Annotated in this window: 17 protein-coding genes; 6 read left to right on the top strand and 11 right to left on the bottom strand. The window is 53.5% G+C overall.

What is annotated here, in order from left to right:
* The first annotated feature begins 16 nt into the window (after positions 1-16).
* Entirely contained in the window at positions 17-1,279 is a 1,263-nt protein-coding gene (locus AMM03_RS06415) for a phenylacetate--CoA ligase family protein (protein WP_090129690.1), read from the top strand.
* Positions 1,280-1,415: 136 nt separating this feature from the next.
* On the top strand, positions 1,416-2,399 hold the full coding sequence (locus AMM03_RS06410; protein WP_090129689.1) for a tripartite tricarboxylate transporter substrate-binding protein: 984 nt from the start codon (positions 1,416-1,418) through the stop codon (positions 2,397-2,399).
* 81 nt (positions 2,400-2,480) lie between these two features.
* Here the strand turns inward: AMM03_RS06410 and AMM03_RS06405 are convergent, their stop codons facing one another.
* The 5 genes from AMM03_RS06405 to AMM03_RS06385 form a co-directional block, all read right to left on the bottom strand.
* Entirely contained in the window at positions 2,481-3,446 is a 966-nt protein-coding gene (locus AMM03_RS06405) for a glucokinase (protein WP_090129687.1), read from the bottom strand.
* Between the two features lie 19 nt (positions 3,447-3,465).
* Positions 3,466-3,897, bottom strand: coding sequence for an ExbD/TolR family protein (locus AMM03_RS06400; protein WP_090129685.1), 432 nt, complete (start codon positions 3,895-3,897; stop codon positions 3,466-3,468).
* A gap of 13 nt (positions 3,898-3,910) precedes the next feature.
* Positions 3,911-4,324 carry an ExbD/TolR family protein gene (locus AMM03_RS06395; RefSeq protein WP_090129684.1) on the bottom strand — a complete coding sequence of 138 codons (414 nt, stop codon included), beginning with the start codon at positions 4,322-4,324 and terminating at the stop codon, positions 3,911-3,913.
* A 23-nt stretch (positions 4,325-4,347) separates the two neighbouring features.
* A complete protein-coding gene (locus AMM03_RS06390; RefSeq protein WP_090129682.1) occupies positions 4,348-5,208 on the bottom strand; it encodes a MotA/TolQ/ExbB proton channel family protein in 861 nt (286 codons plus the stop codon).
* A 132-nt stretch (positions 5,209-5,340) separates the two neighbouring features.
* Positions 5,341-5,991 (bottom strand): energy transducer TonB, encoded by a 651-nt coding sequence (locus AMM03_RS06385; protein WP_090129680.1) that lies wholly within the window; start codon positions 5,989-5,991, stop codon positions 5,341-5,343.
* 289 nt (positions 5,992-6,280) lie between these two features.
* Between AMM03_RS06385 and AMM03_RS06380 the strand changes: the two genes are divergently transcribed.
* Positions 6,281-7,669: an MATE family efflux transporter gene (locus AMM03_RS06380; RefSeq protein ID WP_090129678.1), complete on the top strand. Its 1,389-nt coding sequence runs from the start codon at positions 6,281-6,283 to the stop codon at positions 7,667-7,669.
* A 233-nt stretch (positions 7,670-7,902) separates the two neighbouring features.
* Positions 7,903-9,201 carry a hypothetical protein gene (locus AMM03_RS06375; protein WP_090129675.1) on the top strand — a complete coding sequence of 433 codons (1,299 nt, stop codon included), beginning with the start codon at positions 7,903-7,905 and terminating at the stop codon, positions 9,199-9,201.
* Between the two features lie 87 nt (positions 9,202-9,288).
* Here AMM03_RS06375 and AMM03_RS06370 read toward each other — a convergent pair whose 3' ends face one another.
* Positions 9,289-11,394, bottom strand: coding sequence for an ATP-dependent helicase (locus tag AMM03_RS06370; protein WP_090129673.1), 2,106 nt, complete (start codon positions 11,392-11,394; stop codon positions 9,289-9,291).
* Between the two features lie 109 nt (positions 11,395-11,503).
* On the opposite strand from AMM03_RS06370, the gene AMM03_RS06365 reads away from it, so the two are divergent.
* Positions 11,504-12,469: an AEC family transporter gene (locus AMM03_RS06365; protein ID WP_090129671.1), complete on the top strand. Its 966-nt coding sequence runs from the start codon at positions 11,504-11,506 to the stop codon at positions 12,467-12,469.
* Positions 12,470-12,479: 10 nt separating this feature from the next.
* Here the strand turns inward: AMM03_RS06365 and priA are convergent, their stop codons facing one another.
* The 3 genes from priA to AMM03_RS06345 form a co-directional block, all read right to left on the bottom strand.
* The gene (gene priA, locus AMM03_RS06360) at positions 12,480-14,582 is read right to left on the bottom strand and encodes a replication restart helicase PriA (protein WP_090129669.1); all 2,103 of its coding nucleotides are present in this window, start codon (positions 14,580-14,582) and stop codon (positions 12,480-12,482) included.
* 430 nt (positions 14,583-15,012) lie between these two features.
* The gene (gene hemE / locus AMM03_RS06350) at positions 15,013-16,128 is read right to left on the bottom strand and encodes a uroporphyrinogen decarboxylase (protein ID WP_090129666.1); all 1,116 of its coding nucleotides are present in this window, start codon (positions 16,126-16,128) and stop codon (positions 15,013-15,015) included.
* A gap of 55 nt (positions 16,129-16,183) precedes the next feature.
* Entirely contained in the window at positions 16,184-18,223 is a 2,040-nt protein-coding gene (locus AMM03_RS06345; protein WP_228764628.1) for a protein-disulfide reductase DsbD family protein, read from the bottom strand.
* A gap of 167 nt (positions 18,224-18,390) precedes the next feature.
* On the opposite strand from AMM03_RS06345, the gene AMM03_RS06340 reads away from it, so the two are divergent.
* Positions 18,391-19,218 (top strand): creatininase family protein, encoded by an 828-nt coding sequence (locus AMM03_RS06340; RefSeq protein WP_090129662.1) that lies wholly within the window; start codon positions 18,391-18,393, stop codon positions 19,216-19,218.
* 21 nt (positions 19,219-19,239) lie between these two features.
* Here AMM03_RS06340 and AMM03_RS06335 read toward each other — a convergent pair whose 3' ends face one another.
* Together AMM03_RS06335 and AMM03_RS06330 are read right to left on the bottom strand one after the other, a co-directional pair.
* Positions 19,240-20,337 carry a hypothetical protein gene (locus AMM03_RS06335; protein WP_194942806.1) on the bottom strand — a complete coding sequence of 366 codons (1,098 nt, stop codon included), beginning with the start codon at positions 20,335-20,337 and terminating at the stop codon, positions 19,240-19,242.
* 81 nt (positions 20,338-20,418) lie between these two features.
* On the bottom strand, positions 20,419-21,111 hold the full coding sequence (locus tag AMM03_RS06330) for a histidine phosphatase family protein (RefSeq protein WP_090129659.1): 693 nt from the start codon (positions 21,109-21,111) through the stop codon (positions 20,419-20,421).
* Between the last annotated feature and the right edge of the window lie 42 nt (positions 21,112-21,153).

Raw genomic sequence — 21,153 nt, 5'->3', positions numbered from 1 at the left:
CATTCAAAGGATTTTTATGAATACGCATCTGGATGCATTGGAAAAACGCGCCCCTGCTGAACGTGAAGCCGCCTTGCTGGCGGCCTTGCCTGCGCAAATTTCACACGCACAAAAGAATGCACCGGCCTTTGCCGAGTCACTCAAAGGCATCAACGCCGTAGACATCACAACGCGTGCTGCCTTGGCTAAATTGCCAGTGGTGCGCAAATACGAATTGCTCGAAAAACAGAAGGCCTCGCGTGCTGCGGGCGCCAGTGTTTTCGGAGGCTTCAGTGCAGTTGCCTTTGGCAAGCACATGCCCCGCGTGTTCTCAAGCCCGGGCCCTATTTATGAGCCCGAGGGCGCGCGTGCAGATTATTGGCGCATGGCGCGAGCCATTGCGGCAGCAGGTTTTAAGTCTGGCGAGCTCATTCACAATTGCTTCAGCTACCACTTCACACCTGCAGGCTCCATGATGGAGACAGGCGCACATGCTTTAGGCTGCACAGTATTTCCAGGTGGCATTGGCCAAACTGAGCAACAAGTCCAAGCCATGGCCGAGTTGCAGCCAGCCGGCTACATTGGTACGCCCAGCTTTTTGAAAATCATCATCGAGAAAGCGGCAGAAATGGGCGTGGCCCTGCCTTCCGTCAAAAAAGCCTTGGTCTCAGGCGAAGCCTTTCCGCCTAGCCTGCGCGATTGGATGACCGCCAAAGGCGTCGATGCGTACCAGTGCTACGCCACAGCCGATGTGGGTCTCATTGCCTACGAAACCAGCGCACGCCAAGGTTTGGTGGTGGACGAAGGCGTCATTGTTGAAATTGTTCGCCCTGGCACTGGTGACCCAGTGCCCGAAGGCGAAGTGGGCGAATTGGTCATCACCAGCTTGAACCCTGACTACCCATTGATCCGTTTTGGCACGGGCGATTTGTCAGCCATTTTGGCGGGTCCTTGCCCTACAGGCAGAACCAATCAACGCATCAAAGGCTGGATGGGCCGCGCCGATCAAACCACCAAGGTGCGCGGTATGTTTGTGCACCCCGGTCAAGTGGCTGAAGTGGTGAAGCGCTTCCCCGCCGCCTTGAAGGCCCGTTTGGTGGTGCAAGGCGAGATGGCCAACGACAGCATGGCCTTGCACGTTGAAACACAGGCAGCAGGCAATGGCGAAGAACAGCTCAAAGCGCAAATTGCAGAGGCCATTCGGGACATCACCAAGCTGCGCAGCGACGTGCACTTGGTGGCGCCAGGCTCATTGGCCAACGACGGCAAGGTCATTGAAGACGCCCGAAGCTATCAGTGATTTAGTTTGATTTGACACAAAAGGGCTTCATTCTTTAAGGAATGAAGCCCTTTTTCTCTTTGGGCCTTAGTGTTTCTGCGGGGGTGCGGGGGATAATGAGCCGACTACACTAAACGTTCTAGATAAGGAGTTTTAGATGAAACGCATGCTCGTAATTGCAGCCGCCGCTTTGACGCTGGTGGCGCACGCTCAAAATTTCCCGGGTTCTAAGCCCATTTCCATTGTGGTGCCCTTTGCGGCCGGTGGACCTACTGACAAAGTTGCACGCGATTTGGCTGTTGCTATGGCCAAGACTTTGCCAGGTGGTAACTTTGTGGTTGAAAATGTGGCAGGCGCAGGCGGCACCATTGGCGCTAGCAAAATCGCACGTGCCAACCCTGATGGTCATTCTTTGTTGTTGTTCCACATTGGCATGGCAGCAACCCCCGCTTTGTATCGCAAGCTGTCCTACAAGCCTTTAGAAGACTTTGAATTCTTGGGCATGGTCAATGATGTGCCTATGACTTTGATTGGCAAGCCCCAGTTGCCTGCCAACACTTACCGCGATTTTGAAAACTACATTCGCGCCAATGCTGGTAAGTTGAACATTGCCCACGCCGGTTTGGGTTCTGCTTCACACATCTGCGGCATGCTGTGGCAAGCCCAATTGCAGTCCAAAGAAGCCATGACCACCATTCCTTTTGGCGGTACAGCACCTGCTATGAATGCTTTGGTTGGCGGTCAAGTCGATGTCATGTGCGATCAAACCACCAACACCACAGCGCAAATTGAGTCGGGTCGCGTCAAGGCGTTTGCTGTGACCACGGCCAAGCCATTGGCAGATCACAAATTGCTTAAGTACTATCCTTCTTTGCAAGAGATGGGCATGAAAGGTTTTGACCTGACTATTTGGCACGGCCTCTATGCACCTAAAGGCACACCCGCAGCCATCACCACTGCTTTGAACGATGCCATGAAAAAAGCACTGAAGGACCCTGAGTTCATCAAAAAGCAAGAAGCCTTGGGCGCTTTGGTGGTCACCGACAAACGTGTTGATCCCGCAGAACACAAAAAGTTTGTGGCAGCCGAGATTCAAAAAATCAAGGTGGCTGTTGACGCCAGTGGCAAGTACGCCGACTAAGTCTTCTCGAGACCCACAAAAAAACCGCATTCGTGCGGTTTTTTTGTGTCTGCAAATGGCGGTTGATTGAAGTTTGTGCGCCTATTGCAAAGATCGTGCGGCACCAAGCAGGGCAGGCGATTCCGCGGCATTGATGATCCACACCGGAATGTCTTTGAGATAGGCACTGAAGCGGCCCTTGGCTTCAAAGCGCGCTCGAAAGCTGGAGGTTTCAAACCAACCCAACCAACGCGGTACAACGCCGCCACCAATGTAAACGCCACCGCGTGCGCCAAGCGTCAAAGCCAAATCACCCGCCACCGAACCCAAGAAGCCCGCAAACATTTCAATGCTTTGAGACGCCAGAGGATCTTTGTCTTGCAAGGCCCAAGCCGTAATTTCGGCGGCACCCGCAACTTCGATGGGCGCTTGTTTTTGCAATTGGCGCAATGCCAAATACAAGTCGACCAAACCCGGACCCGACAAAACACGCTCAGCAGACACATGCCCATAGCGTTGTCGAATGATTTCAATCACGCGGTATTCGGTTTCAGTTTGTGCGGCCAAAGTGGTGTGACCCCCTTCGCCTGCAATGGCCATCCAATGATCGTTTTGATCCGTTGGCAACAAACCAGAAACACCTAAACCAGTGCCAGGGCCAATGAGCGCTTTGGGCGAAAAAGCCTGAGCACTTTGGCCACCCACTTGAATTAAATTTTCTGAAGGGATAGAAGGCAAAGCCAGCGCCAAAGCGGTGAAGTCGTTGATGACGTTCAAGCGCTTAAGTCCAAGGCTATTTTGCATTTCAGAAATCGAAAACGACCAATGGTGATTGGTCATGCGAACCACATCCCCGGTGATGGGATTGGCAATGCCCAACGCACAGGCTGCGGGGCGCGGCAGTTGTTTCAGATTCAGATACTGACGGATGGCCGCTTCAAGTGTTTCGTGTGCTGCGCAAGGCAATACCAACACATGATCGATGCCGCTTTGAGGCGAAGCTTGCCATCCAAACCTAGCGTTGGTGCCGCCGACATCACCTAGCAGTCGCGGAAAAGTATCTGCCACAGATCAATACTTTGGATGATTAATTGACAAACTGCTCAGAGCCCACAATGCCCAGCTTGTTCAGTCCCAAGCGCTGTGCACTGGCCATGACCAGCGCCACAGACTCGTACTTGGCTTTGGCGTGCGAGCGAATGTGAAGTTCTGGCTGCGGCTGAATGGCTGCAGCTTCCACCAACTTGGCTTCCAAGTCGGCACGGCCCGCAATGGGCTTGCCGTTCCAGTTGATCACGCTGCTAGCGTCCACATCAATCTTGATGACCACTGGCTCTACCTTCTTGGTAGGTGGTGTCGAGATTGGCATGTCCAAGTTGACTGAGTGCAACTGCGCTGGAATTGTGATGATCAACATGATCAAGAGCACCAACATCACGTCAATCAATGGCGTGGTGTTGATGTCCATCATCACTTCTGGCTCGTCACTGCCCGAGCCTGAGCCTACGTTCATTCCCATGATCTTCTTCCCTTTATTGCGGCTCAGTGATGAACCCGACCTTGGTGATGCCGGCGCGCTGCACCGCATACATCACCCGGCCCACCGACTCAAAGTCGCTCTTGCCATCGCCCCGAATCTGAACTTCAGGCTGGGGCTTCATGACCGCAAACTTCTTCATGCGGTTGAGCAGGTCTTCTGAATTTTTAATGGGCGTGTCGTACAAGAAGATCTTGCCCTTCACGTCCACCGAGATGATCACGTTCTCTGGCTTGGTCTCCCGCACCATGTTCTTCTCTTTGGGCAAGTCCACCTTGATGGACGTTGTTACCACCGGAATTGTGATCAAGAAGATGATCAACAGAACCAACATCACGTCCACCAAGGGCGTGGTGTTGATCTCATTCATGATCTCATCGTCTTTGTCTGAACCGACGCTCATTGCCATAATTGGCCTCTCAGTATTTTGAGTTACTTGTTGCTAGAAGCCAGCAACACAGAGTGCAAGTCAGAACCAAAGGCGTTGACGTCTTCCATCACAGCCTTGTTGCGACGCACCAGCCAGTTGTAACCCAGCACAGCAGGCACCGCCACCGCCAAACCAATGGCCGTCATGATCAAGGACTCGCCCACGGGGCCGGCCACTTTGTCAATGGACGCTTGGCCAGACATACCGATCTTGACCAGCGCGTTGTAGATACCCCAAACCGTGCCGAACAAACCAACGAAGGGAGAAGTAGAGCCCACAGTGGCCAACACGGCTAAACCGTCTTGCATGCGGCTTTGAACGTTGCCAATGGCGCGCTGAATGCTTTGTGTGGTCCAGGTGTTGAAGTCCACGGCGCCCAAGAGGCCTGTGTGCTTGTTGGCGCTCTCCAGACCTTTTTCTGCAATGAAGCGGAAGGGGCTGTCTTCGGCCAAGCCGTCAGCGCCTTGACGCAGTGAAGAAGCAGACCAGAAGTTGTCTTTGGCTTGCGTTGCAAACTTGGCAGCCTTCGATTGCTCAAAGAACTTGGTGATGATCACATACCAAGAGCCCATGGACATCAGCACCAAGATGAGCAATGTGCCCTTGGCCACCACGTCGCCTTGGGCCCACAAGGCGCCCAAGCCATAAGGATTCTCTTCGTGTGCAGAAGGTGCTGCAGCGGGGGCGGCAGGCGCGGCCACAGCGGCCACAGGTGCGGCTGGTGCTGCTGCTTCAGGAGCAGGTGCTGCAGGTGCTGCAGCAGGCGCTGCTTCTTTGGGCTTGGCCGCAAAGCTGGTGCTGGCCAGGCCCATGCCGGCCACCAAACCGATGGCCAGGACGAGAGTTTTGAGTTGCTTGATCATGGAAAGACTCCTGTGAAACGTATTCAATTAAATTTAAAAAAGGTTCAACAAAATGTTGGATGCTTTGTTTGGGTTTATTTGGCTCTATTTGGCTCTATTAGCTCTATTTAGTTTTAGTGCTTGGCAGTTTATTTATTCCAAGCGCCACGTGTACTTCATGCTCGCCCAGCTTTGCTGTGGCTTGCCGTCCACCGTGCCGGGCTTGAACTGGCATTTGGACAGGCCAGCACGTGCAGCCTCGTCCAAACGCCTAAAGCCAGACGACTTCTCAACGGCAGACTCAATCACCTTGCCATCTGCGCCCACCAAGAACTTGAGCTGCACTGTGCCCTCTTCTTCCAAGCGCTTGGACGCGCTGGGGTAATCGGGCTTCTCGCAGCTGGAGGCGCTAATGACAGCGGCCGTGACCACGGGAGGCGCTGGCGGTGCCGGTGGCGCCACTGGCGCAGGCGACGGCGGCGCCACAGGCTGGGGTGTGTTGGACACCGCGGCAATGGCGTTAACAGGTGCAGGCGCAGACACAGCCACTTCCACCGGCGGCACATAGGCGGGCGGTGGTGGTGGCAGGTTCTTTGGCGGAGGAGGAGGAGGCGGCGGCGGCGGAATGTCTGGCTTGGTCTCTTCCAAAAGAACGGCCTCAACCGGTCCCTTGATTACCTTCACAAACTTGCGCGCAAGTCCGGAGTTGATGGCCCAAAACAGCAAACCGTGCAGCACCACCACAACCGTGATTCCAATCACGTGCTTGCGCGGTGTTCGTTGCCGGCTGGCGTAGTCAATCATTTAGCAAGTACTCCTTCTTCGGTGGGGGATGACGCATATTGTTGGCGCGTCAAAAGTCTTGAAATCAAAGTTTGATGGCTCAGTATTGTAATAAAGTTACATTGTTTTTGGGTAATTTTCAAATAAATTACATTAGGGTTATCCCTGAAATCTGGCGCCTAACGCCAATATGGCGTCGTCTAATATCGGTTAAATCTATATGCACAGGAGGCTTTTCGGTTTAAGTAGTAAACCTCCAAATTTAACCCTGCCCATGCTTGCCCAAGAGGCCTTAAATTGAGTTAATCGGATGAAGTTGAAATTTGGCGCCATCGCTGCGCCCTTGTTTTTTGAGCTGGGCATTGGCATGGCTGTTGGCATGTTGGGAACCAGCTTCGCAGCCCACATCTCAGACGCAGCTGGTGGTGCCTTTGCCTTAACCAACCATTTGTTTGGTTTGTTGTTCATGGTCTTTCGCCTGGTGGGCGCAGGCATTGGCGTGGTGGTCAGCCAAAACTTAGGCGCACAGCACCGCGGCGAAGCAGACCTGGTCGCGCGTGCCGCATTGGCCGCGGGCACCTGGATGGGCGGCAGCATGGCCGTAGTGGCCTTGCTGTTTGCACAGCCATTGCTTCAAGCGCTCAATGCGCCAGCCGATGTCTTGGCGTTGGCAACACCTTTGCTCCAAGCGCTGTCTTTGGCTTTGTTGTTGGATGCTTGGAATGCCTGCATGGCCAGCGTCATGCGGGCCCATTTGCGAACCAAAGAAACGATGTGGGTCATGGGCGTGATGCATGCCGTACATGTGAGTTTGGCGTGGCCCTTGATGCATGGGGTGCCATCAAGCTTAGGGATCACGTGGTTGAACAATGGGTCAGACTGGTCTGGTTGGGGACTGCCAGGCTTTGCCATTGCCTTGGTCATCAGCCGCGTGGTCGGTTTGTACTTGCACTGGTACTTGTGGCGCCGCCGTCTGAACATTGTGCCTGTGACCGCCGATTTTTGGCGCGTGCGCATGACACAAATGAAACACATCTTGCACATTGGTTTGCCAGGTGCTGCAGAAAATTTGTCCTGGGAATTGGCCTTCATGGTCAGTGTGGCTGCTGTGGGTGTTTTGGGCACTCAGGCCTTGGCCACTCAAGCCTATGTGTTGCAATTCAATATGTGGATTTTGATGAGCGGCGCGGCCATTGGCATGGCCGTTGAAATGGTGGTGGGGCATTTGGTGGGCGCACGCAAATTGCGCGAAGCGCATGTCTTGGTCAAGCGAGCCCAAACCATTGGCTTAGCCGTCACCACCGTGGTGGCGGTGCTCATGGCTTGGAAGGGTGCAAGTTTGTTGCGTTGGTTTACAGACGACCCCCAAATCTTAGAGCTCGGACAAGAATTATTTTGGTGGTCCATCCTGTTGGAAACAGGGCGCACTTTCAATCTCATCGTGATTTCTGCTTTGCGCGCCACAGGCGACTCTCGTTATCCGTTCTATGCCGGCGCAGGATCTATGGCGGTGGTCCTGGCGGGCGGCAGTTGGCTATTGGGCGTCCATTGGGGCTGGGGTCTGACGGGTGTTTGGATTGCTTATGCCGCCGATGAATGGATTAGGGGCTTGATGATGTGGCACCGTTGGGTGACGCGCGGGTGGATTCCTCATGCGCGGGCCACGCACGCCAGAATGCGGCATCAAGTTAAAACATAAACCCGGGCTTCCCAAGCAGCCAAGGTGTCAGCGGCCAAAGACCATTCTTCTTGGGCAAAAACAAATTGTCGTTGCCCTCGACCAAAACAGGCCACGCTTGTCGCGGCACAATTTTAGAGATGCTGTGTACTTTAATTTGGCTTCAAATCAGTAGAAAATGAGAATTCTTGTACCAAAATTACATTTCCTCTTTTTTTATAGCACGCAGTCTTCCAATTGCTTTCACAAATCCCATGAGCCGTATCCAATTTTTCAAATTCAAGCCCTTACTGAAACGCAGCATTGCCAACAATTTATTGCGGACTGCGTTGGGTATGACCATGGCTTTGGCGATTCCTTTGATGGCCGTCACAAGCGCCCCACTGCACGCACAGACCGCCAACGCACAGGCCCCCGTCCTTCGACCTGAAATGGTCAAGCTGCTTCAAGCGTCGCAAAGTGCTGGCAAAGAAAGCCAGTTTGAAAAGGCTTTTTCCTTGGCGCAGCAGGCCATGAGCATGCCCAACATCACCAAAGATGAAAAGCCCTATGTGCTCCGCACTTTGGCGGCCTCTGCCATACAAGTCAAAAAATTTGGATTGGCCGTCAGTACCTTGGAAACATTGATTCAAGAGCTGCCCGACACCACGCCACCCGATCAAAAGTTAGCGCTCCTCGAATCGCTCTTGAGTGCCTCCCAACAAGCTCAGGAACTAGAGCGTTTTGTCAAATGGGCGCGTGTCTATTTAGATTTGGGAGGTCGCAATACATCAGTTCGATCGGTTCTCATTCAGACTTTTTCTGTTTTAAAGAAACACGAAGAGGTCATCAAGGAAGTCAATGCCAAGATCAAATTCGACGAGGGGCTGAAAGTTAAAACGCCTGAAAACGAACTCCGGCTGATGGCATACGGCCATCGTATGTTGAAAGACGATGCGGGTTACAGCGCTTCTCTTAAGCTTCTTTTACAAACGTATCCAAGCAAAGCCTATTGGGCCGAGGTCATTCCCCGTGTGGCGAGGCAAGCCAATTTCAATCCTCGATTCGATCTAGACTTGTATCGCTTGTTAGAAGTCACAGGCAACCTCGAAGACGTCAGTGAGTACTCCGACATGGCTTCACAGGCCCTTAAAAATGGCTTCCCAGCCGAGTCCTTGCGTGTAGTTGAGCTGGCATACAGTGCTGGCATCTTTGGCAAAGGCAGCGACGCTGCCAATCAACAAAAATTGCGTCAACAGGCTCAACAAAAATTGGCTGAAGACGAAAAGGCTTTGCCCGCTTTGGAAAAGTCCGCCAAAGACGCCAACACCATTTCAAGCTTGGCTGATGTCTACGCCTCTCAACAGAAATGGGAATTGGCATCAACCACTTACAGCAAAGCCATCGAGATGGGGGGGCTGCGCCGTGAAGCTGAAGTCAGATTGCACGCAGGCATCGCCTTGAGCAAACTGGGCAAAAAAGCCGAAGCGGAAAAAATGTGGGACCAGGTCCAGGGCGAACCTACGGCGATGGAAGTGGCGCAGCTTTGGAAAATCTGGCAAAAAGCCAACTGAAAAATCTAAACTGGATCAATGGGACCATCACGATCAAACCAAAGCGTTGGCAAAACGTCGCGTCCCCTTGGTGGTTCGCGCTTCCACTCAGTCTTTGTGATTGGCCGCTGTAGCAGCAGCTTTTAAAGCAAACTCCGCTCTCAGTGCGCGCAACTTTTCTCTTGGATCTTCTTTAATCGTATTTTTGTCCAAAGCCATTTCTTGAATGAATCGGCTGGGCAAAGCCGCAATGGTGTCTCGGCCTTTTTTGCGTCGCTTGGTCCAACTCACCGCCAAAGTTCTTTGCGCGCGCGTAATGCCCACATACATCAAGCGACGCTCTTCTTGAAGACGCGTCAGCTGCCCGTCGGCATGCACTTGCGCATCGATCGACTCTTTGTTGTCTTCGTCCATCTTGAAGGGCAACAAACCTTCGTTCACGCCCACCAACATCACATGCGGCCACTCCAAACCCTTGGAGGCGTGCAAGGTTGAAAGGGTGACTACATTGGGGTCGGTTTCGCGCTCATTCAAAGTGGACAGCAAAGAAATGGTTTGCGCCACTTCCAATAGCGATTTGGTTTCTGCTGCCACACTCACACCTGCTGCATCGTCGATGGTGCCACCGCACCGCCCCGACATCCAATCGACAAATTCCAAGACGTTGGTCCACCGCGCGGCGGCTACAGCTTCGTTGTCTTCGCCGTCGTACAAATGTTTTTCGTAACCAATTTCTTTCAGCCATTGCAACAAGAATGCCTTGGCATCTTCTGCGCCATGCGTGCGCTTGGCGCGGTATTCCAAATCATTCATGTAGCGGCCAAATTCATGCAGGCTGCCCACTGCTCGCGCCGACAGTTTGGCGCCCAAGCTGTTGGAGAACAAAGCTTCAAACAAGCTGAGTTTGTATTGACTGGCCAAAGTACCCAGCCCAGCCAGCGTCTGATGGCCAATGCCGCGCTTAGGGCTAGTGACAGCACGCAAGAAAGCCGGGTCGTCGTCGTTGTTGACCCACAACCTGAACCAGGCGCACAAGTCTTTGATTTCTGCGCGATCAAAAAAACTTTGTCCGCCAGAAACCTTGTATGGAATTTGTGCACGCCTTAGGGCTTTTTCAAATGGCTTGGCCATGTGATTGGCGCGGTACAAAATTGCAAACTCTTTGTAGTCCCTAAATTGCACGCCACCTGCGCTGGTGGCGGTGCCTGCGCGCAAAGATTGAATGCGCGCCACCATGCGGTCGGCTTCGTGCTCTTCGTTGTCTGCATCGACCACACGCACCGGTTCACCTTCACCCAATTCTGAAAACAAAGTTTTGGGAAACAGCTTGGGGTTGGGGCCAATCACGTTGTTGGCTGCGCGCAAGATGGCGCTGGTGGAGCGGTAGTTTTGTTCTAGCTTGACCACCTTCAATTGCGGAAAGTCTTGCGGCAATTTTTTCAAATTGTCCAAGGTGGCACCGCGCCACCCATAAATCGATTGATCGTCATCGCCCACTGCTGTAAAGCGTGCGCGTTCGCCCACCAAATGTTTCAGCACTTCGTATTGCGTGGCGTTGGTGTCTTGGTATTCATCGACCAGCACATGCCCCATGGCGGCTTGCCAGCGCTCCCGCACTTCAGGAAACTGTGCCAATAATTTCAAGGGCAAGCCAATCAGGTCATCAAAGTCGACGCTTTGATAAGCCGACAAGCGCTCTTCATAACGGCCCATGATTTTGGCGGTCATGCGCTCGATGTCTGTTTTGGCTTGGGCCTCGGCTTGCGCGGCATTCAGACCGCTGTTTTTCCAAGCACTGATGGCCCATTGCCATTGGCGTGCGGTGTTGGCATCGGTGGTGCCGCCGCAGTCTTTCAATATGCTGGTCACATCGTCCGAATCCAAAATGCTGAATTGCGGTTTAAGACCTAGGACATGGCCGTCTTGGCGCATGATGCGGACACCCAAAGCGTGAAAGGTGCAAATCATCACTTCTTGCGCGCCCCTGCCAATGAGTTTCTTGGCGCGTTCGCGCATTTCGCTGGCGGCTTTGTTGGTAAACGTGATGGCAGCAATGCGTTTGGGCTCAAGCCCGACTTCAATCAGCCTAGCTATCTTTTGGGTAATAACGCGCGTCTTGCCCGAGCCCGCACCCGCCAAAACCAAACAAGGGCCTTTGACGTAATTGACTGCTTCGAGTTGAGCGGGGTTTAAACCAAACGTGGGGGAGGACATGCAACAAAAAAAGAATTGCCACGCTTTGAATCACACGCGGCAAGAACTTCAATCATAGCGGGCAAACGGGTGCCATTTCAGGGCCCAATTCCAAGGCACAATGTGACCCATGCTAGATGTCTTGCGAGTCACCTTTCCATTTTTTGCGCTGGTCCTTTGCGGCTATTTGGCAGCGCGTCGCCAAATGCTGCCTTTTGAAGCCATTCCTGGGCTCAACGGCTTTGTGTTGTACTTTGCCCTGCCTTGCATGTTGTTCAGGTTTGGCGCCAGTACGCCCATTGCACAACTTTTAGACGCCAGCGCGTTCTTCATGTATTTGTTTTGCGCATTGGTCATGGTTGCCTTTGTGGTGGCTGTCACGCTCAATCAACGCATTGGCTGGAACGATGCCGCCTTTGGTGCTTTGGTCGGTGCCTTTCCCAACACGGGATTTATGGGCGTGCCCTTGTTGGTCGCTTTATTGGGTACTGCGGCAGCAGGCCCTGCCATTGTTACGATCGTCATCGACATGGTCATCACCACGTCTTTGTGCATTGCCTTGTCTAGGCTCGATGGCGCTGGTCAAAACGGGGTTGGCAATGCCGCCAAAAACGCGCTGTTAGGGATGACCAAAAATCCAATGCCTTGGGCCATCTTGTTAGGCACTTTATTCTCAGCATTCCAGGCCACTTTGCCTGGCCCTGTTGAAAAAACGGTGGCCTTATTGGCTGACTCTGCCTCACCAGTCGCCTTGTTCACCATCGGCGCTGTTCTGGCTCGTTCTCAAAAGATTGCACACCACCCACAGCATGGTCCACTGACTTGGAAAGATTACGTGCCAGTGGCACTCATCAAATTGTTTTTGCATCCCTTGTTGGTGTTGGCGGTGGGCTTGGCTGTCATTTCTATGGGCGTCCCCATCGATGTGTTTGCACTCAAGGTGATGGTCTTGGTAGCGGCCCTGCCCAGTGCCAGCAATGTGTCGATGTTGGCCGAACGCTTTGACGCAGACAACGGCCGCATTGCGCGAATTATTTTGGTTTCAACAGCTGCAGCGTTTTTAACATTTTCAGCGGCCGTGGCACTGCTGAAATAAAGCGCATTGTTCAAATGGCCAAAGGATCCACATCCACCAACCACCGAATCAAACCTTTGTGAGCGGGGTCAGACTTTGATTCATGCAACAGTTGCTGCAACACATCCAAGGCTTTGTGCAAGGCTTTTCTAGAGGTGCTTTCCATCAGCATTTGTGCCCGCTCCACATTGGCCACACGTTGAATGCTCATGGGTACTGCAGGGTACACACTCACCTCAGAGAGTAAGGCCGCATCGGCTTCATTAAGCGCTGTCAAAAGAGATTGCATTTGAGCGTTGCCCTGATTCAAAAAAGCTTGCGCCACCGCTTGCGTCCTAGCGTCACTTCGAATCAGCGCCTGAAAACTGTGCGGCGGCAAGCCAGCTTCGAGTCGCTCTTTCAATTGTTGTTCTGCAAACGCTGGGTAGTCGTGTTTTTTCAGCGCTTCAAACAGCGCGTGCGAAGGATGAAATGTTTGCACCCACATTTCACTGCGGGCGCTTTGCGCGGCATCGCGGCCTGCGCGGCCACCCGCTTGCATCAGCAAGGCAAACAAACGTTCTGGCGCCCTGAAGTCACTAGAAAATAAAGCGCCATCCGGGTTAATGGCTGCCACCAGCGTAATGCGCCTAAAGTCATGGCCTTTCGCAATCATTTGCGTGCCCACCAGCACATCGACTTCGCCGCTGTGCACATCCGCCAACTGCGCTTCTAGGGCGCCCTTCAGTTTGGTGCTGTCGGCATCGATGCGCATCACGCGCACGGCTTGTCCATCGGGGCGCTTCACATCTACCAACAACTCTGACAAGTGTTCTTCCAATTGCTCGGTGCCGCGGCCCATGGGTGCAATGTCGGCATTGCCGCAGGCTGGGCATGCGCGGGGCACCCGCTCGGTAAAGCCGCAGTGATGGCAGCGCAGGGTTCGGTCTATTTTGTGAAACACTCTGAATGCACTGCAATGCGAGCATTCACTTTTCCAGCCGCAATCGGCGCAGTGCAATACCGGTGCATAGCCGCGCCGGTTCAGCAGCAACATGCTCTGCTCGCCTTTGGCGACACGCTCTTGAATGGCGGCAATCAAAGGTGTAGACAGCACTGTTTTGCGCGGCTGATGGTTCATGTCCACACGGCGCACAAATGGCAACTGCCCTTCACCAATGCGGGACGGCATTTGCAGCCGCAGGTATCGGCCGCCTTCAATTGCAGGGCGGCTTTGATGCCAGCTTTCTAAGGAAGGCGTGGCCGATCCCAAAATGACTTTGGCGCCTTCAAGCCTTGCGCGGTACACCGCCAAATCGCGCGCTGAATATCGCGCGCCTTCTTGTTGTTTGTAGCTGGCATCGTGTTCTTCGTCGACCACAATCCATTTCAAATGGGGCATGGAGGCAAACACGGCCATGCGGGTGCCCAGCACAATGCGCGCGCTGCCGTTGTGTGCGGCCAGCCAACTTTTTAAACGTTGTGGCCCCGTCATGCCGCTGTGCATAGAGACCACACCTTCTGCCCCAAAGCGCGCTTTGACGCGCTCTTCCAATTGGGGCGTTAGGTTGATTTCGGGCACCATCAAGAGGGCTTGTGCTTGCGGGTCCTGCGCCAGGCCGCGCGCAATGGCTTGTAAATAAACTTCGGTTTTGCCACTGCCTGTGGCGCCATGAATCAAAAAGGGACCTGAAGCTTGGTCTATTTGAGCCAGCACTTGCTGTTGTTGCTCAGACAAAGGCCAAGGCGATTGCAAAGCCGCCATGGGTTGGTCGTTGCTGACGCTTTTCTTTTTCAAGCGCCTCGCCAATTGCACCGGTGTCATGTCGCGAAGCTGCGGGGGCAGTGCCGCCAATGCCACTTCGCCAATGGCGCGTTGGTAATACTGCGCCGCAAACTGTACCAACTGCCGCCAGTGCGCACTCAAAGGCGGCACACCTTCTAGCGCGCCGGCAATGTCCCGGACCTTGTGCCCCCCTGAGTTTTCTGGCGCCGTGTCATGCACGTTCCAGACCACGCCTAAAACTTCTCGATTGCCAAAAGGCACGCGCACCAACTGACCCAGTGCCAAGTCCGTATCGGAGGCGTAGGTGAGCAAACCACCCACTTGGCTGTGGGCTGGAACAGAAACAGCAATGTCAAGCCACTTTGGCATTCAAAACTTGGGGTCGGTGGGTTGAAACAATAGAAACGTCAATTTTGACAGCTTGTAGCTCATAAATTTTCTTGAAAACACCGATAAGTTGTTGTTTTTCAAGCCCTTTAGAAGCAGTCCCAAGAAACTGTGGATAACTTTGTTGAAAACCTTGCTCGATGGCCCGCAAAGCCTTGAAAAATAAGGCTTTGATTGGATTGCTTGCGAACTGAGCAAAAAATAAAATATCAACAAAATCAAAGACTTAAGGTGTTTGTGGATGCCGCACCTGCGACCCGGAGTGTCAGCAAATTTTAAAATCTAACAAAAGAACTTTTGTGCATAAGTCAATAGAAAAAACCCAAAAATATTTAAATTTTTGGGCTTTTTTCAGGGATTTTCTGTGCAATGCCTTTATCAGTTCAAGACCGTCACAAAATACAACCCAAGCTTAGCGCCGAAGCGCTTTGGAATGGCTGTGGACCGCCTCCACCAAGGCCGAAACGTGTTCTGGCGGCGTAAATTGGCTAATGCCATGGCCCAAGTTAAAGATGTGCGTGGGGCCCGTGCTGTTGACGTCGGTATGTGGCTTGCCAAAACTGTCCAAAACCCGAATGACTTCTTTTTGAATTTGGGCGGGGGGCGCAAACAAAACATTGGGGTCAATATTGCCCTGCAGGGCTTTGCCAGGGCCATTCACAGCACCGCCCACCATTTGGCGGGCACGTCCTAAGTTCATGGTCCAGTCCAGGCCCAATACCTCGCAGTCGAGTTGCCCCATCTGGTCCAGCCACAGCCCGCCGCCCTTGGTAAACACAATGCGCGGAATTTTGACGCCGTTGTGCTCTTTCTTTAAAAGTGCCAAGACCTGCGCTGTATAGGCCAAGCTGAACTCTTGAAAGGCTGCATCGGCCAACACACCGCCCCAGCTGTCAAAAATCATCACGGCCTGCGCACCGGCTTCAATTTGGGTATTGAGGTATGTGGCCACAGCTTGCGCATTGACGGCCAAAATGCGGTGCATCAAGTCGGGCCGGCTGTACAACATCGACTTGACCAATCGGTAGTCGTCCGAGCCTTTGCCTTCCACCATGTAACAAGCCAGTGTCCAGGGGCTGCCCGAAAAACCAATCAGGGGCACTCGGCCATTCAAGGCTTTGCGGATGGACGTCACGGCATCAAACACGTAGCGAAGTTGGGCCATGTCGGGTACTTGCAAGTCGGCCACTGCGGCTTCGTCGCGCACAGACTTGGCAAACCTGGGGCCTTCGCCTTGCTCAAAACTCAGGCCCAAACCCATGGCATCGGGCACGGTCAAGATGTCGCTGAACAAAATGGCGGCATCGAGGGGGTAGCGGTCTAGCGGTTGCAGCGTCACTTCGGTGGCAAAGTCGACGTTGGTGGCCAGCCCCATGAAGCTGCCCGCTTTGGCGCGGGTGGCGCAGTATTCAGGCAAATAGCGACCCGCTTGGCGCATCAGCCAGACGGGCGTGTGATCACTGGCTTGTCGCCAGCAGGCGCGCAAAAAGTTGTCGTTTTGAAGCGGCGCAAATGAAGCAGTGGTCATGAAGATAAATGATTTCAATAGAACAGCTGCATTCTCGCAGAAGGCTTCAAGGGCCTTAATTTGTTGTCACTTGGCTCAAGGCTTTTTGAACTTCTTGAACCGAGGGCAGCTCCGACAAAATCAGTACCTCTTTGCCAGGCGCATACCAAGCGTAAACCGGCAAGCCATTGCGGCCTAAATTGTTCAATGCCTTGGTAATGGCGGGGTCGTAGCGCGTCCAGTCGGCGCGAAGCAGCAGCACATTCTTTTGCGCAAAGTCTTTCAACAAATTGGCATCTGCAAAGGTGGTCTTCTTGTTAAATTGACAAGTCACGCACCACGCGGCCGTAAAGTCGATGAACACAGGACGGCCAGCTAGTCTGGCTGTGCGCACCTTGTCATCAGACCACGCTTCCCAAACAATCGATGGGCGCGTTGCAGTGTCTTGATTTGACGCTGCGCTCACAGAAGTTGGCGCAGGTTCTGGGGTGTTGTCCCACCAACCCGTTTGCAAGCCCAGCACCCACACCAACCAAAGGGCAGTGGCATACATGGGGATGGCCATGACGTGGCGGAAGGTGTTCATCCAAGCGCCAGGTTTGGGCAAAAACTTTAGCCAACCCGAGCTAATCGTAACCAGCAAGAAGGGCAAGGCCATGCCCAAGCCCATGGCACCAAAAATAGGCAAGGCCTGCCAAGTCGGAAAACCAATGGCCAAGCCCAAAGATGCCCCCATGAAGGGCGCGGTACATGGCGATGCAATGACCACCGCAAACACACCAGACCACAAAGAATTGGTGGCGGGGTTGGCAAACTGAAAACTGGCCACTGAGCTGGGCACAAAATGGCCAAACTCAAACAAGCCAGACAAATTCAAACCCATGACAACAAACAGGAAGGCCAAGGCGCCCACCACCCAAGGGGACTGCAGCTGAAAGCCCCAACCCATTTGCGAACCTGCTGCCCGCAATGCCAACATCAGGCCGCCCAGCAGCAAAAACGAAATCAAGACGCCTACGCTGAATGCCCATGCCGAAAGTCGCATGGTGCGCTGATTGCCTGAGTGCTGCGTGATGCCCAGCAACTTGATGGCCAGCACCGGAAAAACGCAAGGCATGAAGTTCAACAACATGCCGCCCAAGAAGGCGCCCAAGACCGCCAACATCCAAGTAGCCCAGGGCGCGGCAGAAACACTTGCAGGTGCCGAGCCCAATTGCAGATTGACATTGCCAGCGCTCAACGCCTCAGGCGTTTCGGTCCATTCTTGCCACTTGCCTTGAACGGGCGTTTCAAAAACCCATTGTTTGCCAGTGGGTGCATTGGCCGTGCCTTGTACCAACAACCAGGCCATGCGTTGCGGGCTGTCCATTCTTTCGCTAGAAATAGGCAGCGTGACCCGCCCAGCTTGGATGCTGGGCGATGCATTGTTTTGCATCACATTGGCCGTTTGGGGAAAGACAGTCCAGGGGCCCGTACCCAATTCAGGGGGGAGTGCACCTAGTTTCAAGGACATTGATCGGCCGTCTTCCGAAATGACCGCTTCGTGATTGCCCTTTAAAGCTTGAGCTTGATTTGCCAAGGTCGTCTGAAAAGCCTCGGGCGCCATGACCGTGCTGCCTTTGATGGGCACATGCACCACAAAATCACCTTCTTGTGGAATGCATTCTTGTTTGCAAACCAACCATGTGGCGTGAAGCTGGACCGCGACATCGCTTTGATCAGGGCTTGTTTTGAATTTGGGCCCCACTTGAACCGGCGTGACCAACAACACCCGGCCCTCGTAACCATAGTTGGCCATGCTGCCCACCGGAATTTTTTGGGGGGCGGGCCAAATTAAATTGCCTGCCGTCAATCCCTCAGGCAACTGCCACTGCAGTTCGGTGGCTAAGCCCGAGTCGCCCGGATTGCGCCAATAAGTGTGCCAATGCGGTTGATGCTCTATTTGCAAACCCAACCAAAAAGTCTGCCCAGCGCCAAGGCCATTGGGGGCATAGACCTGCAAAGTGGCCTGAACTTGGGCGTTGCTGACCACCTGACCCTTGGCTTTGTTGGCCGCATTGACATTGGCGCCTCCCAATATTTGGGTTTGCGCTTGAACCGCACCCAGTAAAAACATCAACAAGCCGAAGAGCCATAGGGCGCGTAGCTTTTTGATTGCATGGTGAAGAGAGAAAACGAACATCAGATGCTGGCCAGAGAAAGAATTACGACACTCTACACCCGAAATTCTTTTCCCCAGGACCGCCAGTCTATTAAACTGACACCCTAGTCAACAGGCTTCCCATGTCACTCAACACCCATTTTTGGTCAGATTTAAACACCCAAGACTTTGCGGGCATGGACAAGTCGCGCGCCATTGCGGTCTTGCCACTGGCGGCCACCGAGCAACACGGCCCGCACCTGCCCTTGTCGGTCGATACCGACATTGTCAATGCGGTCATTGCCCGCAGCGTGAGCGTGTTGCAAACCAAGGCCTCTAGCCTGCCTGTTTATTTTTTGCCAACCCAAGCGGTGGGCCTCAGTCCAGAGCACGCAGCATTTGCGGGTACCCTCACCCTGAAGCCCGAAACCCTCATTCGTTTGTGGACCGACATCGCTGAATCGGTCAAAGCCGCTGGTATTCACAAATTGGTCCTGTTCAATGCCCACGGCGGCCATGTGGGTGCCATGGATGTGGTGGCGCGCGATTTGCGGGCGCGTTTGGGCATGTTGGTGTACTGCGTCAATTGGTACCAATTGCCTTTGCTTGACGCGCAGGGTCAAGATTTGAACGCGCTGTTTTCTGACCACGAACACCGCTTTGGGGTGCATGCAGGAGATGTCGAAACATCGGTCATGCTGGCCCTCAAGCCCCAAGCGGTCCGTATGGACCAAGCCAAAAACTTCAGGTCATCTTCCGAAGATCGGGCTGCACAGTTCCCTATTTTGGGCAACGGCAAAAGCGCCAAGCTGGCTTGGCAAATGCAAGACTACAACCCTGCTGGTGCAGCCGGCAATGCAGCAGCAGCCACGTCCGAAAAGGGTCAGGCCTTGCTGAATGCCGCGGGCCAATCCTTGGCGCAGTTGTTCGTGGAAATAGATCAGCTGCCAGCAGACACGCTCAAGCCTTAAGCTGACTGCTTAATAGAATTCTTAATAAGACGGCAGACGCAATTCGTTGCTGCCCGGGAAAATTTGCTTGGGATATTCACGGGTTGAATCCAAGCACCCGCCATCCGCATAAACGCCTTTGGGATCGCGCATTTTCATCATGCGTTCAAGGACGCGCTTTAACTTTGTCGGGTTGCGCATGGTGTCGGCCATGCGTGCTTCCACCACGCTTTCGTCCATCCACTTCTCACCCTCAGAGTCGGTTTGCAGGCCATCTCGCCAGTGATAAATTTCGACGCATTTGGCCAACAAGCTATAGGGCTGGTCGCGTTTCCAAAAGTTGCTGAACAAGCCGCTGCCCATGTAAATGACCCACGAGCCTTCGTAGCCAGTGACATCCGAAGAGGCTTCGTCGGGGTTTCGAAACCAAAGGCGATCGCCAGGGACAAAGAAATGGCTGGGTAAAGGCTTTTCTAGGGTGCCGTATTCATGTAAATAGACATCGTGAAACAGTCCCGACCGCACGGCATGAATCTCATTGAGTTTTTGCAAATCTGTGAGCAGCGGCGAGTTGTGGTTTGACGCCTCTTGGGCCAAACCCAACAAAATCACGTACTCGCTGGCGCGGTAACAGGAAAAATCGTAAAGCTTGCCTGTGGCTTCGGGTTGAGTCGCGCTGACCAAGGCATCAATCAAGCACTGGCCTGGCTGCAAAATAAAACCAGCTTCTTCTTCGTAGTGCCAATACGCCTCGGGTCTTTCGGCCGCTTCGGTTTTGAAGGCCAAAGCGGTTTTGCGGGCCGCTAGTGCAATGTTTTTGCGAACGCGCACGCTACTGGCCAAGGCTTCTAGCGATTTGAATTCAAAGCCGACTGGGCTGACCAACAAGGCCCACAAAATTTCTTGAGAAATTTGGGTGGCAATGGCATGGAAAGACAGGGTGTTGTTGTCAGGCGCAAAAACGGCCATCCATGCATCGCTCATTCGGCATTGCAAGGCGCCTGAGCTAGGCCGTATTTGAATTTCTTCTTCAATGCCGTGGGCGGCAAAAAAAGTACGGCATTCTTCGGCACTGCACCCGCCTACCGTCACGCCCTCCACTTGGAAGCGTTGCAAAAAAGACGAGGGTGCGACTTGCATGATAGGCATTCTTACAAGGATTTGAAAGCGCCTCTATCGGTGAAAACACTACAAAAATTGGGGGCTTTTGAAAGCCTCGTGTCAAGAATAAGTCACCCAGTCTTGATGAGGGGCCTTATCTAAGTGCGGCAAGTTGTTGTAAGACAGCAGCATGTGGCGTTTGGGCGTGAACGCAAATTCAGTCACCGCCGTGTTGCGAATTCTTAAATTCAGTTCAATGGCTGTTTCTGAGGGGGCCGATAAGACCTGACTCACGGCCGTCGCAATCGGGCCACCACTTGAAACAATCAGCACCCGCCCCTGATGTGTTTCCCGCACATGTTTCAGCACAGCTTGAATACCACCAGAAAACTCTGCAAAGCTGGGCATGCCTTTCGGTTGAGTTTCACCGGCCATCCACTTTTGTAAAGCAGTGCGTAACAAGCGGAAGTGGTGCTTGTACATCTCGGGTGTATCGGGCTTGGCCAAAGGCTCGGGATGCACCGTTTCAATCAGTGCATGGCTGTCGTATTCGTTCAAGCCTGGCCATATTTCGGGGGCCATCTGAAGGCCTGCACCTTCCGCAATGGCTTCCCAGGTTTGGCGATGGCGTTTAAGACTGCCGATCAGCACCGCATCAAACTGAAGCTCTTTGGCGCGCGCAGCTGTTTGACTGGCCTCTCGCCAATATTCACCCAAGCGATAGCCTTGGCGTTTGCCCAAGTCGCTCAGTTGGTCGTAGTCTTCTGCGCCGAAAGAAGCTTGGCCATGACGCACGAGTATCAGTTGTCCCATGCGGAAAGTCTAAAGTGAATTGGGCACATTCACTGTCGCCAA

It is taken from the genome of Limnohabitans sp. Rim11 (assembly GCF_001269365.1).
In the GTDB taxonomy this organism is placed as follows: Bacteria; Pseudomonadota; Gammaproteobacteria; order Burkholderiales; family Burkholderiaceae_C; genus Limnohabitans_A.
Note: the sequence above shows the minus strand (reverse complement) of the source record. Positions and strands in the feature narration are given on the sequence as shown.

Coding starts and splice junctions, on each gene's coding strand:
- AMM03_RS06365 (WP_090129671.1), top strand. CDS start 11,504: ATGCTAGATGTCTTGCGAGTCACCTTTCCATTTTTTGCGCTGGTCCTT.
- AMM03_RS06340 (WP_090129662.1), top strand. CDS start 18,391: ATGTCACTCAACACCCATTTTTGGTCAGATTTAAACACCCAAGACTTT.
- AMM03_RS06400 (WP_090129685.1), bottom strand. CDS start 3,897: ATGGGAATGAACGTAGGCTCAGGCTCGGGCAGTGACGAGCCAGAAGTG.
- AMM03_RS06415 (WP_090129690.1), top strand. CDS start 17: ATGAATACGCATCTGGATGCATTGGAAAAACGCGCCCCTGCTGAACGT.
- AMM03_RS06335 (WP_194942806.1), bottom strand. CDS start 20,337: ATGCAAGTCGCACCCTCGTCTTTTTTGCAACGCTTCCAAGTGGAGGGC.
- AMM03_RS06385 (WP_090129680.1), bottom strand. CDS start 5,991: ATGATTGACTACGCCAGCCGGCAACGAACACCGCGCAAGCACGTGATT.
- AMM03_RS06380 (WP_090129678.1), top strand. CDS start 6,281: ATGAAGTTGAAATTTGGCGCCATCGCTGCGCCCTTGTTTTTTGAGCTG.
- AMM03_RS06345 (WP_228764628.1), bottom strand. CDS start 18,223: ATGTTTTTACTGGGTGCGGTTCAAGCGCAAACCCAAATATTGGGAGGC.
- AMM03_RS06370 (WP_090129673.1), bottom strand. CDS start 11,394: ATGTCCTCCCCCACGTTTGGTTTAAACCCCGCTCAACTCGAAGCAGTC.
- priA (WP_090129669.1), bottom strand. CDS start 14,582: ATGCCAAAGTGGCTTGACATTGCTGTTTCTGTTCCAGCCCACAGCCAA.
- AMM03_RS06390 (WP_090129682.1), bottom strand. CDS start 5,208: ATGATCAAGCAACTCAAAACTCTCGTCCTGGCCATCGGTTTGGTGGCC.
- AMM03_RS06410 (WP_090129689.1), top strand. CDS start 1,416: ATGAAACGCATGCTCGTAATTGCAGCCGCCGCTTTGACGCTGGTGGCG.
- AMM03_RS06395 (WP_090129684.1), bottom strand. CDS start 4,324: ATGGCAATGAGCGTCGGTTCAGACAAAGACGATGAGATCATGAATGAG.
- AMM03_RS06375 (WP_090129675.1), top strand. CDS start 7,903: ATGAGCCGTATCCAATTTTTCAAATTCAAGCCCTTACTGAAACGCAGC.
- AMM03_RS06330 (WP_090129659.1), bottom strand. CDS start 21,111: ATGGGACAACTGATACTCGTGCGTCATGGCCAAGCTTCTTTCGGCGCA.
- hemE (WP_090129666.1), bottom strand. CDS start 16,128: ATGACCACTGCTTCATTTGCGCCGCTTCAAAACGACAACTTTTTGCGC.